This is a genomic window from Planctomycetota bacterium (assembly GCA_016872555.1).
In the GTDB taxonomy this organism is placed as follows: Bacteria; Planctomycetota; Planctomycetia; order Pirellulales; family UBA1268; genus F1-20-MAGs016.
Window position 1 is genome coordinate 1 of sequence record VGZO01000074.1, and the last position, 12,666, is coordinate 12,666.

A 12,666-nucleotide genomic window follows, 5' to 3' on the forward strand; every position below is an offset into this window, starting at 1 on the left:
CCGACATCTCCGCCGGCCGCGTCCAGGTGCGCTACGCCTCGTGCCTGGGGCGCTGTGATCGCCCGGTGGCGGCGCTGGTCAACGACGAATTCCTGGCGGCCCGCTCGGCAGACCAGTTGGCGACGCTCGCCACCGACGCCCTCCGCGGCTCTCCGCCGGCGGCCGACACCGACAGCGCGTACCGACCCCACGCCAACTCGCCGTGGCGGATCGACCCGTATGCCGCGCCGTCGGACGCTCCCATCCCCTACGCCGCCGTCCGCCGGCTCGTCGATCTGGTCACCGCGGGCGCCGGCCAGACGCTGATCGACGAGCTCAAGACCGCCGATCTGCGTGGCATGGGGGGCGCCGGAGTGCCGGCCCACCAGAAGTGGAGCGACGTCTGGAAAGCCAAGGGCGACCGGAAGTTCATCGTCTGCAACGCCGACGAGAGCGAGCCCGGCACGTTCAAGGACCGGGAACTGCTCACCCGCCATCCCCACCTCGTCCTCGAGGGGGTGATCATGGCCGGGCTGCTCACCGGCGCCACGCGCGGCTGGATCTACATCCGCCACGAGTACGCCGAGCAGATCGAGATCATGAAGGCCGAAATCGCACGGGCGACGGCTGCGGGAGCCTGCGGGGCGGAGATCCGCGGCACGGGCCGGAGCTTCCCGGTAGAGGTCTTCGCCAGCCCCGGCGGCTACATCTGCGGCGAGCAGAGCGCCCTGATCGAGGCCATCGAAGACCGTCGCGCCCAGCCGCGCAACAAGCCGCCGCAACTCGAGACCAACGGCATCGAGGACAAGCCGACGCTCGTCAGCAACGTCGAGACATTCGCCTGGGCCCCGGCGATCCTCCTCCGCGGCGGCCAGTGGTATGCCGACGGCGGCATCAACGGCTGCAAGGGGAGGCGATTGTTCTCGGTGTCGGGCGACGTCCGCCGTCCGGGTGTCTACGAAGTGCCCAACGGGATGCCGATCCGCGAGCTCGTCCACGACCTCTGCGGTGGCATGTCGCGGCCGCTCAAGGCATTCGCCCCGTCGGGGCCCTCGGGGGGCTTCCTGCCGGCACGGATCCCCGTCGCCGCCCTGCCCCGCGGCTGGGAGAAGCGCGCCCCGGCGGGGCTCGTCGCCGACGGCGACACGATCGACCTGCTCGACATCCAACTCGACCTGCAGCGCTTCCGCGATCTCGGCCTGGCGCTGGGGGCGGGGATCGTCGTCTACGACGACTCGCGCGACATCGCCGTCGAGGCGGTCAACTGCTCGCAGTTCTTCCGCGACGAGTCGTGCGGGAAATGCGTCCCCTGCCGGATCGGCTCGGAGAAGATCACCGGGATCAGCGAGCGCTTGCTCGCCGGCACGGTCGGTGCCGACGAATACGCCGCCCAGCGGAGGCTCATCGACGAACTGACCCGGGCGATGGAGATGACGAGCATCTGCGGACTGGGGATGGTGGCCGCCAAGCCGGTCCAGTCGGCGATCCAGTTTTTTCCGGCCGATGTCGAGCGGCACCTCCGCACCGCCGCCCCGGGGGGACGACGATGAGCGACGCGTCATGCACGCCGGTCGATGACGACTTCGACGACGGCCTCATCCTCCCCGAGGAGGACGGCCTGTTCGCCCGCGACATCGACGGGCAACTCGTCCGCATGGACAAGGTGACCGCCGCCGACTTCGAGAAACAGATCACGATCACGATCGACGGCCGCGCGGTGACGGTGAAGCGGGCCGTGCCGCTCACCGACTCCCAGGGGAAGCTGATCCGTGACCCGGAGGGGAGGCCGATCCCCCGCGCCACGACGATCTACGACGCCGCCGCGAAGGCCTACGAAGGCGATCCCGACGGCAACCCGATCCCCGTCCTCTGCCACCAGGAGCATCTCCATCCTGTCGGTGTATGCCGTGTGTGCTGCGTCGAGATCGCCAAGGTCAAGCGCGGCGCGATGCAGCGCGAGCGCAAGCTGCTTCCGGCCTGCCAGCACCGCGTCGAGGAGACGATGGAGGTGCAGACGATCCGCTCGCCAGATCTCGCGGCCCGGCGGCGCGTCGATGCCAACGTGCGGACGCTGGTCAACCTGCTCGCCGCGGACCATCTCCCGACCGATTGGCGGCAGCGGATGCCGGCCAACGAGCTCGGGGTGTTGCTCGATCGGCTCGACCGCCTCGCGCTCGAGGCCAGGGCCCTCGAGAAGCAGGCTGATCCCGCCGCCGAGACCACCGCGATCGACGCCCGGTGGCCGTTGACCGGCGGCCCACCCTTCGCCCCCCGGACGCTCCCCCGCGGCCAGGACCACTCCTCGCCGCGGATCGACGTCGACCACGACCAGTGCATCCTCTGCGACCGTTGCGTGCGCGCCTGCAGCGACGTCAAGGAGAATTACGTCATCGGCCGCTCCGGCAAGGGCTATGCCACGCACGTCGGGTTCGACCTCGACGACCCGATGGGGAAGTCGAGTTGCGTCTCCTGCGGCGAGTGCATGATCACCTGCCCCACCGGGGCGCTCGTCTTCAAGGAGAGTGTCCGCGAGGCGGCCCAGGGCGGCGTTGACCGGACCGTCCCCGCCGCCGAGCTCAAGCGACTGCCGATCTTCGCCGGCGTGCCGGTCAAGTTCCTGGAATGGAACCGCGATTCGGTGGAGCGGCGGGTGTACGGCGCCGGCGAGGTGATCTGCCGCGAAGGGGAGAGCGCCTCGACCGCGTTCCTCCTGCTCCGCGGCCGCGTCGGCGTGTCGATCGGCGACCGTGCCGCACAGCGCGGCGGCGGGGGCGGCCTCCGCGCGGTGGTCCGGGCCGCGACACGCTGGCTCCAGGGCACCTCCGGCGGCACGTCGTGGCGGCGCGAGGAGGCCCGCGACCGGGTGGCGATCGACGGTGGCCGGGCCCTCGAGCTCAAGGACGGTCGTTGGGTCGACGAGATGACGCCGGCGGACGTGATCTTCGGCGAGATGAGCTGCCTCAACCACTACCCGCGGTCGGCGACGGTGGTCGCTCTCGAGGAAACGGAGCTGCTCGAGATCAACAAGAACGTTCTCCACGTCCTCCAGCGCACCGAGGCCTCGCGGCGGATACTCGATGCCGCCTATCGCACCCGGGTGCTGCAGCGCGAGCTGCGCCAGTTGACGATGTTCGAGGGCCTGTCGGAGGCCGACAAGGCGGCGTGCGCCGAGTTCCTCCGCGACAAGGCGGAACTGGTGCGCGTCGACAAGGGGCAGGTGATCTTCCGCCAGGGGGACGTGGCCAGCGCCTTCTTCAAGGTCCGGCTCGGATTCGTGAAGGTCAGCCAGAAGCTCCGCGACCAGGACCGGGTGATCGACTACCTCGGCCCGGGGCGGACGTTCGGCGAGGTCGGCCTGCTCACGGGCGTGTTCGACCTCGGTGCCGACCTCGCCGCGGCGGGAGCGACACGGGCCCTGCGGACGGCGACCTGCACGGCGCTCGACGACGTCGAATTGGTGTCGATCAGCGGGGAGGACTTCCGCACGCTGCTGCGCCGATTCCCGGCGATCCGCGGGCCGCTGCTCGCCGAGGCCCAGCGCCTCCTCAAGCGCGACGCCGAGCGCGAGCAGGCCGGGTCTGCGGGCTTGGAAAACTTCCTCGCCAACGGCCTGTACAGCGCGCAAAAGCTGCTCGTCCTCGACCTCGAGAGCTGCACGCGCTGCGACGAATGCACCCGCGCCTGCTCCGACACGCACGACGGCGTGACCCGGCTGATCCGCGAGGGGCTGCGTTTCGAGAACTACCTCGTCGCCAGCTCCTGCCGGTCGTGCCTCGATCCCTACTGCCTCGTCGGCTGCCCGGTGGACGCGATCCACCGCAAGCCGCGGGAAGACAAGCCGGGGGCCGTCGAGATCGTGATCGAGGACCACTGCATCGGCTGCGGGCTGTGCTCGACCAACTGCCCCTACGGCAACATCTCGATGCACACCGTCGCCGAGTCGGGTCGAGCCGAGCGGCGCGTGGCGACGACGTGCGACCTGTGCCGTGATCTCGTCGGTCCCGACGACGACCCGAGCTGCGTCTATGCTTGCCCGCACGACGCCGCCTTCCGGATGAGCGGCCCGGAGCTGGCGCGGATCGTGGAGAACCGCCGCGCGGGAGGCCCGACCGGCTGACCGTCGATGCCCGCGGCAGTCCTTTGCCCACGCCAGCCATCCCCCCGATGACCGCTCCGTTGTTCGATCTCGACGCCGTGGGGCTGGTGCGCGACGGTCGCGCGATCCTCGACGGCGTCACCTGGCGGGTCGAACAGGGAGATCGCTGGGCCATCCTCGGCCCCAACGGCTGCGGCAAGTCGACGCTCCTCCGCCTCGCGCTCGGCCGGGTGTGGCCCACGTCGGGTGGGGTCCGGCGCCTCGGCCGCACGCTCGTCGACCTGCCGGCATTCTGGAAGCGGGTCGGCTGGATCGCCGACACCGTGGCCGGTCAGATTCCCGCCGACGAGCCGGCCGCCGACACGGTGCTCTCGGGCACGGTCGGCCAGTTCGGCCTGCGCCTGCTCCCGGGCCTCGAGCCGACCGCCGCCGACCGCGACCACGCCGGTGTGGAACTGGCGCGCACCGGCCTGGCCCACCTGGCCAGCCGCCCGTTCGGCGTGCTCTCGCAGGGGGAGCGGCAGCGCGTCCTCGTCGCCCGGGCGATCGCCGCCGATCCGCTGTGCCTCGTCCTCGACGAGCCCTGTGCGGGAATGGATCCGGGGGCACGCGAACGGTTTCTCGGATGGCTCGCCGGATGGCTCGTCGAGCGCCCGGCCGACCGGCCAGCGCCGGCCATCCTCATGGTCACTCACCATGCCGAGGAGATCCTCCCGGCGTTCGATCACGCCCTCCTGCTCCGCGGCGGGCGCGTGGTCGCCCGCGGCGCGACCAACGCCGTCGTCACCCGCGAGGCCTTCGAAGCGCTCTACGACACGCGCCTCGAGCGCCTCGACACCGTCGGGGGGCGGCGCTGGCCGATCTGGCCGGGGTGCGGGTGAGCGGCCGGCAGGCTGGGAGCAGCTAGTTTCCCAGCTCCGCCAACCGCGCCGCGGCCGCGGCCAGCGCGCCGCGGACCGCCGAGGGATCGTGGCCACGCGGGCTATTGACGCGCACCCGCGTCGCCCCCGTGCCCGTGGCCTCGAACGCCAGCAGCCGCCGCACGTCGACCAGTGCCGCCGCGGCTGCGGCCGTCCGCTCCGCAGGGGCGCCGCGCGCCCGATGGTGGTCGAGGAGCGCCTCGAGGAGCGACAGCGTGACCACCGCCTCGTCCCACGTGGCCGCGTCGGTCGCCGCCACGGCCCGCCCGGCCAACGCCCTGATCGCCGGGCCAGCCCCCGTGAGCCGCGGCGCCGTCGCCAGCGTCTCCACCGCGCCGCGGACCACCGGCGCGTCTGGTGCGCGCCACCAGTCACGCTCGATGCCGTCGCGCAGTCGCCCGAGCTCTGCAGCCGCGTCGGACACCGCGATGTCCACCAGCGCCCAGGCGGCGGGCTGGAGCCGGACGCGACCACGGCTGGGGGCCACCGGCTGGCCGCGGTCGGCCGCCGCGACCGACTGCCGGTGGCACCCGTAGCAGTCGAAGGCCGCGAGCTCCGGCCAGATGCCCGCCACGGCGCCGGTCGCGGCTCCACCACCGGCCTGCCGCGCGACCTGATCGAGGTAGGCCTCCAGTGCCACCACGCGCCCGGTCGCCCATTCCCCGAGAGGATCGACCGAGTCGGCGGGGATCGTGCCCGCCGCGGCCAAGGCCACGCGGTCGCGCCAGTGGGGCGGCTGCCCCTGCTTGAACGACCGCAGCTCGAACGCCAGCCGCGGATGGCCGGCAGCGACGAGATCGTGACTGACCTCGAAGGTCGCGCCGTCGGCCCGCGGCGGCGCGCCGACGTGGCAGGGAGTGCAGGTCCGGGCGCAGGTGGCAGGGTCGGCCAGATCGACCATCCCCGCGGCGTTGCCGCGCGTCTTCCATCCGGGCAGCGTGTGGGCCACGACCCACTCCCCCGCGGGCCCATGGCACTGCTCGCAACTCACCCCGTCCCGGGCCCATGCTGCCGGCGCGGGAGCGTGGCAGGCGATGCAGGCGGGATGAGATGTGGCCGGCGGCTGCGGGGCGCCGTCGCGCAGCGCGATCGCCGCGACGATCCGCTCGGCGAGCGCGCCTTCGAGGGCCCGCGCGGCGGCGGCGTGGGGATCGCGCGTGATCCAGGTCGTCAGGGCGCTTTGCCAGGGGGCGTGACCCGCTTCCGCGGCGGCGTGGCAGCCGACCGACGCGCAGCTCGAGGCTCCGAGCCAGCGCTGCGGCTCCTCCGCCGCCGCCAGCGGCGCCGCGACCAGCAGGACCATCAGGGCCAGCCGCCGGCAGCGGCGCGGCCGGCAGTCGCCGCCCACGGACCGGATCGTCGCGGCAACGGCGCCACCCGGCGGTGGTTCGCTCGGGCGGTGGGCAACCGGGTGGCGCATCGGTGGCTCAGCGCTCCGCAACGGCCGGCGGGGGCGCGGACGCGCCGCCGTGCGGCCCGAGACCGTGGTAGCCGTGGCATTCGACGCAGTCGTGGCGCACGCCGCCGACGGTGCGCCCCGCGCCGTCGCGTCCGGGGGGCGCGTGGCAACTGGTACAGCTTTCCAGGCCGGCGATCATGACCTTCGAGTTGTCGAGGGCCTTGCCGGCGATCCCCGCCGGGCGCGTGGTGTCGTCGGGAAAGGCCGCGGCATGGCAGTCCTGGCACTCGTGGCGGTCGAGCGCGTGCGGCAGATTTCGATGCGGCTGGTGGTTGAAGCGCGACTTGGGCAGCCAGATGGCCGGGACCGCCGTCGGCGCGACATCGAACCAGCCGGCATCCGTCCTTGGCCGCCCAACGCGGCCCGGGAGGAGGCTCGTCGCGGTGGGCAGGTCGCGCTCCACCAGGTCGTGGCACTTCTCGCAGGTCGCGCGCGCGAACGACTGCGCGCGGGCGAGCCGCTCGCCGACGAGCTCGGCGAGTGCCACGGTCGCCGGGTCGGCCTCACGGATCGAGGGGAGCGGTGGCGTCGCGGCCGGCTGCTCGAGCAACGCCGGGTTGCGGCGCAGCGCCTCGCCGAGCAGCGTGCTTTCGAGAAAGCGCCGCAGCTCGGCCCCCGACAGGCCGTGGGGCAGGACCGTTTCCGGCGCTCGTGCGGCAGGCGCAGCCTCGTCGCCCCCCGGCGTGCCGGCGAGAGGCAGCTGGTGGCAGGCGGCGCAGTGGCGTTCGAACTCGAGCGGCAACGGATAGGCACCGGGCGGGGCACCGGCGAGCAGCGTCGACACGCTGCGGAGATCGTCCGACCCCGCCGGGGCGAACTCGTGGCACGACGCGCAGTCGAGTTGGACGAGGGCGTCGGCCGACTCGCCGGCAGGCTTGTAGCGAGCGCGGTGTGCCTCGGGGATCATGGCATAGGTCCACACCGTGCCGCGCTGCGGTTGGCCGGGCGCGGCGTCGGGGGCGAACGACAGCCCGGCGAGCATGTGGCGACCGTGGGAGAACTTCAACGTCCCCGGATCGCTCGCCAGACCGCGAAACGGCGGATGCGACCCGGCGGCGAAGCCGGTCACCGGCTCGACGACGGGCGAGGGCGCGACGGCGGGAGCCTCCGTGGCCGGCAGGCGGTGGGCGGCAATGTCGGCGTGGCAGTGGGTGCAGGTGCGATCGGCGACGCGGAGCATGTCGGCGTCGCGACCACGGTGATCCTGGTGGCAGGAGCCACAGGAGCCGACTTCGTGGAAGTTCTGCAGCGGATGGTGCGGCCGCGCGGCGACATCGGCGTGGCAGGCCTCGCACTTCGCATCGGCCCGGTCGCGGGTCGCCGCGGTCGACAGGAAGGTGTCGTCGGTGATCGGTTGGAAGGGCTCGTGGCAGGCCTGGCAATCGCGCTCCCACCGGGCATGGACGGCCGCCACCGGTCCGGGGGAATGGTGCCGGGGCGAATCGATCGCCCCCCAGGCCACCCAGGCCACTCCCGCCACGAGGCCGGCGACGACGGCCCAGCGCCGGACCCGACGCAGCAGGCTCGGGCGGTGGTAATAGTCGCGGTCGATCCGCGACACCTGCCCGCGCGAGGTCGGTCGCCTCGCGGAGGAATCGCGGCCGTCGGCGTCGGTTGGCTGCGCCATTCGTCCACCAGCTTCGGGCTGGTCACCAGTAGTTGAAGGCGATCGGAACGTGGACGGCCAGCAGCACGCCGAGGACGACCGACAGGGGCAGGTGGACGAGGATCCACACGTGCAGCCAGCGGTGGAGCCGGGCCTGGAGGTCGAACTGCCGCCGGCAGTCGCAGGCCTGCTCGATGCGCTCGATCAGCCAGCCGGCCTCGGCGGGTGACGCGCCGCGGAGATCGGCGAAGAACCGGGCGGCGCCAGGCGCGCTTGCCAGCGTTGAGCCGCCCCGTGCGCCGGCCAGCAGGTAGGGGCGCACCTCGGCGACGAACCGCCGGCGCACTTCGTCGGTTCCGGGAATCACGGCGTGGATCGCGAGCGTCTCGACGACGCGCCCCTGGATCCCGGTCATCGCGCGAAAGCCGGTGACCACCGCATGGTCGCCCTCGTCGGCGGTCTCCTCCGCCGGATCGGCGTGGTGGTGGTCGTCACCTGCCGTGACACACGACGCAGCCACCAGCCGCCAGACATCGTGGCACTGCTGCCGGGCGACATGGTCGATCTGGTCATAAATCGTCTCGGCCGGCACCTGCTCGAGCAGCGCCTTGGGGAGGTATTGCTGGATGACCAGGCCCCAGATGCCACTGACGATGACGATGAAAAACACCACCATCAGCGCCTGGTTGAGCAGCCCGCCGATGAACAGCAGCCGGGCGTGGAGCAGCACCAGCGGCACCGCCAACAGCCCGAGCCAGACATGCGCCCGCAGCCACGACTGGGCCGATCCGAGACGCCAGCTACGGACCCGCTTCCGCGGCCAGAGCAACAGCTCGAAGAGGATGATCGCTCCGCCGGCGATCCCGCATGTCAACCCGACCCGGCTACTCCCTCCGGGAAGATGGCCGAGCTGGCGCCACTCGACGACGTACCATCCAAGCGCGGCCAGCGCGATCGCCGTTATCGCCATGATCCAGCGGCGGTCCTTCGGCCATGTTCTCCCGCCGATGATCACCGCCGGTCTCCTCGGGGCGCCCGCGGACCGTGATCCGGACAGCGGGCCGACAGAAACCGAATGTAGTTGGCCCGCTCGCCTTCGGCAAAAGGCCCTCGTTCCCCACCTTGCCACGCCACCGCGATCGGCGTCTGGCAAGCGGCGGAGACTGCACCGGACCGAGGGGGGCGGCGGCCGGCCGGCTCGGTCACCGCAGCCGTTCGCGTCGATAGTCTCGCCATCTGCCCGCGGGTGAGAGCATGCGCCCCTTCCGACGGACGTTCTGCCTGATCACGCTGTCGGCGGCATTCCTGCCGACGGCCGTGGTCTCGGCCGACGGGCCGCGTTTTCCCCATGCCCGATCCGTAGCCGAATCGCCGGCAGCCTGCCCGGCACCCGAATGCCGCGACGCGCTTCCCGCCGACGGAAGCTCGCCCGGGGAGGCCTATGCGGGCATGACGCCCGACCCGGCCGGTCGCGGCCTGGCGACCGCGTCGTGCGCGTCGTCGAGCTGCCATGGCGGGCCGCGCGGCGGGAACCACGCGATCTGGTCGTTCGCCGCGACGACGTGGGGAGAGCGGGATCCCCATGCGGGCGCCTACCAGACGCTGTTCGAACCGCGGTCACTGCGGATGGCGAAGCTGCTGGGCATCGGTCCGCCCCACACCGAGCGGCAATGCCTCGTCTGCCACTCGGTCCAGGAAGCGGTCGAGCGGCCGCTGCCGCGCGAGGTGCTCGCCGACGGCGTCGGCTGCGCGTCGTGCCACGGCGACTCGACGGGATGGCTCGAGGCGCACTCGACCGACGCCTGGAAGGGCCTGTCGGCCGAAGACAAGGCGGCGGTCGGGTTCGTCGACCTCGCCGGCCCGCTCGAGCGCGCCCGGGTCTGCGCCCGCTGCCATGTCGGCGACGCGGATCACGACATGCACCACGACCATGTCGCCGCCGGTCATCCGCGGCTGTTTTTCGAGCTGGCGCAGCTCCAGCGCCGCTGGCCGCGGCACTGGGACCCGGATGGCCGGGCGGAGTCGGCCCCCGACTTCAACGCCCGCAGTTGGGCCGTGGGCCAGGCCGTGGCCCTCGAAGCAGCCGGCGAATTGCTCGCCGCGCGCGCCAGCCGCGCGAGCGTGGCGATCCGCGCCGGCGAGCGGGCGCGCTGGCCGGAGTTCACCGAGTTCGACTGCCTGGCATGCCACCGTGATCTCGCCCCGGCAGCAGGGCTGGCTTCACGTGGCCAAAGCCAAGCCGATCTCCCCCGCACGCTGCCCCCGGGCACGCCCGGCTGGCAACCCTGGTTCGTCACCGGTTCGGGCTGGCTCGATCGTTCGCTCGACGGCACCGCGGCCACCGCCGAACTTGCCGAGCGCACGGCCCAACTGCGCCATCTGCTCGCCCGGCAGTGGACCACCACCGACGCCACCGGCGTCGAACGGATCGCCGCCGAGGCCCGCCACCTCGCCCGCGTCGCCGGCCGCAGCGCCGACGCGTTGGCGGCCGCTCTGTGCATCACCGTCACGGCCGACCGCCCCCGGCTCGACACGCTGTCCGCCGGCGACCCGCGGCTGTGGCGGAGCTGGGAGGCGGCCGTGCAGACGACGCTCGCCCTCGAGGCGACCTGCCGCGGCGGCCCGGCCCCGCTCGGTGCCGCCTGCCCACCCGGTCCCGTCGACGAGCTCCGCGAAACCCTCCTCTATCCGCCGGGATTCGACGCCCCGGTCGGCTTCGACCCGGTCCGTTTCCGCCGGCAGCGAGACGCCGTACCATGACCGCCGTCGCCGCGATTGGATCCCCGGGAGTGGTGCGGATGCCCCCGATCGACACCTGCCGCGGACGCTCGATCGGTTGGTGCGTCGTGGCACTCGTGCTCGGCGTTGCCGTCCTCGCCGGCGCCGCTCCCCCCGACCCGCTCCCCGCTCCGGTCGCCGGGTCGTTCACGTTCAAGGGCACCGAGTTCTGCATGCGCTGCCACCGCAGCGAGCAGAGCGAATGGTGCGATCAGCCGACGAGCGCCGCCTGGCGCCACGATGCCCATTCCCGTTCGCACCTGGCGCTGGTGTCCACCAACCCGCGGACGCGGGCGATGGAAGAGGCTCTGGGGATCAAGGCGGCCCAGACCGCCAGTTGCATCGCCTGCCACACCCACTCCCCGGCCGAGCCGTCCCCCGAGGAATCGATCGCCGACGACGACAACCGGTTCTTCCATTCGGGGATCAGTTGCGAGACCTGCCACGGGGCGGGCAGCGCCTATTTCGAACCTCACCTCCACGCCTCGTGGCGGTTTCTGCCCACGGCGGAGAAAGCCCGCCAGGGCATGGCCGACCTGCGCGACCCGGTGACCAAAGCGCGCAACTGCCTCGGCTGCCACCTCGGCGATCCCGACACCGGCCGCGTCGTGCCGCATGCCGCCTACGCGGCCGGGCATCCGCCGCTGGGCGCGATCGACATCGAGGCCGCCAGCGCGGCGATGGGCCCCCACTGGAAACGCGTCTGGGAAAAGTCTGACCGCATCCAGGCCCTGGCCGCCGCCGCCGAGTACCACGTTGAAGCGGCGAGCACGACACACCGCTCGCTGATCGGGGCGCTGGTTGCCCTGCGTGAGTCGGGGTTGCTCGTGCAGAAGGGCGCCGAGCGGGCGACGGCCCCGGCCGCCGATCCTCCCGCCGCCTGGCCCGAGCTGTCGCTCCACGACTGTCAGGCCTGCCATCACGATCTCGTCGTCCCGAGCCGCCGGCAACAGGCCGGCTATGGCGGGCTCGTGCCCGGCAGGCCGGGGCTCGTGCGCTGGCCGCGGCACGCCGCCGAGGCCGCGTTTGCCGTGGCCGAGATGCCGACCACCGCCGACGCCGTCATCGCGCCGTGGATCAGGCCCCTCAACGCCCGGCCATTCGGCCGTCCGGAAGATCTCCGCTCCCCCGCGGGCGCCGGCGAGTCACTCGCGCGGATCGACGCGGCGATCAGGGCCCTGGCGGCCGACCGGCGCGATGCCGCGCGTCCGGCGCGGCAGCAGCGGATCGCGCTGACGCTCGCCGCCGCCGGGCCGCGTGCCACCGATCTCGACGCGGCCCGCGCCATCGGCTGGCCACTGGTAGCGGCACTGGCCGAAGCCGAGGGATGGCCTGCCGACGTCCGCGACAGCGCCCAGGCCAGGCTCACCGAGGTCCTCGGCCTGTCGATCCCGGGCCCGCCTCCGGGCGCCGACGAGTCCGGGGCGTTTTGGCGCACGTCACTCGACCGCGCCGCCACCTTCGACCCGGCCGCAGCCGCGGAGTCCTTCCGCCTGCCGCCGCCCACGAACCCCGCGGGCAAGTAGGCCGCGCCACAGATCCTCGCTCACTCAAGTGGGCGACGGTGGTCAGCGACGGGGGCCTGCCCGAGAAGTCTGGCCGCCATGCTCATGCGGGTGGCGGACCATGATCAGTCGCAGGGTCGGTATCCCGATGGCGATACGCTGCACTGCCACCTCAGTACCGGACTCAACACGACGGCGAGCTATAACCGAAAGTCGTGTTCCGTAGAGGGAAAAGAAAAAGGCGGCGTATCCTGCTGTGACTTGTTCACCAACAGCAGCCCACGACGGGCAGAAAGGATACGCCACCATGCGAGGTTTTACGG

Annotated in this window: 8 protein-coding genes; 5 read left to right on the top strand and 3 right to left on the bottom strand. The window is 72.5% G+C overall.

The window, feature by feature from the left end; translation table 11 throughout:
* The 3 genes from FJ309_15995 to FJ309_16005 all read left to right on the top strand — a co-directional run.
* The coding region (locus FJ309_15995; protein MBM3956085.1) for an NADH-quinone oxidoreductase subunit L at window positions 1-1,529 on the top strand (1,529 nt) is incomplete at its 5' end.
* Entirely contained in the window at window positions 1,526-4,096 is a 2,571-nt protein-coding gene (locus FJ309_16000) for a cyclic nucleotide-binding domain-containing protein (protein ID MBM3956086.1), read from the top strand. The genes FJ309_15995 and FJ309_16000, both read left to right, overlap by 4 nt.
* Before the next feature lie 47 nt (window positions 4,097-4,143).
* The gene (locus tag FJ309_16005) at window positions 4,144-4,956 is read left to right on the top strand and encodes an ATP-binding cassette domain-containing protein (protein ID MBM3956087.1); all 813 of its coding nucleotides are present in this window, start codon (window positions 4,144-4,146) and stop codon (window positions 4,954-4,956) included.
* Between the two features lie 22 nt (window positions 4,957-4,978).
* Here FJ309_16005 and FJ309_16010 read toward each other — a convergent pair whose 3' ends face one another.
* Genes FJ309_16010 through FJ309_16020 form a run of 3 tightly spaced genes read right to left on the bottom strand, consistent with a single transcriptional unit; the run spans window position 4,979 to window position 9,030 of the window.
* On the bottom strand, window positions 4,979-6,415 hold the full coding sequence (locus FJ309_16010; GenBank protein MBM3956088.1) for a hypothetical protein: 1,437 nt from the start codon (window positions 6,413-6,415) through the stop codon (window positions 4,979-4,981).
* Window positions 6,416-6,422: 7 nt separating this feature from the next.
* The gene (locus FJ309_16015; GenBank protein MBM3956089.1) at window positions 6,423-8,081 is read right to left on the bottom strand and encodes a hypothetical protein; all 1,659 of its coding nucleotides are present in this window, start codon (window positions 8,079-8,081) and stop codon (window positions 6,423-6,425) included.
* 22 nt (window positions 8,082-8,103) lie between these two features.
* The gene (locus FJ309_16020; protein ID MBM3956090.1) at window positions 8,104-9,030 is read right to left on the bottom strand and encodes a hypothetical protein; all 927 of its coding nucleotides are present in this window, start codon (window positions 9,028-9,030) and stop codon (window positions 8,104-8,106) included.
* A 284-nt stretch (window positions 9,031-9,314) separates the two neighbouring features.
* Here FJ309_16020 and FJ309_16025 point away from each other — a divergent pair, with 284 nt between their 5' ends.
* Both FJ309_16025 and FJ309_16030 read left to right on the top strand, forming a co-directional pair.
* Window positions 9,315-10,820 carry a hypothetical protein gene (locus tag FJ309_16025; protein ID MBM3956091.1) on the top strand — a complete coding sequence of 502 codons (1,506 nt, stop codon included), beginning with the start codon at window positions 9,315-9,317 and terminating at the stop codon, window positions 10,818-10,820.
* Window positions 10,817-12,364: a hypothetical protein gene (locus FJ309_16030; protein MBM3956092.1), complete on the top strand. Its 1,548-nt coding sequence runs from the start codon at window positions 10,817-10,819 to the stop codon at window positions 12,362-12,364. The genes FJ309_16025 and FJ309_16030 overlap by 4 nt, the downstream gene beginning before the upstream one ends.
* Window positions 12,365-12,666: the final 302 nt, after the last annotated feature.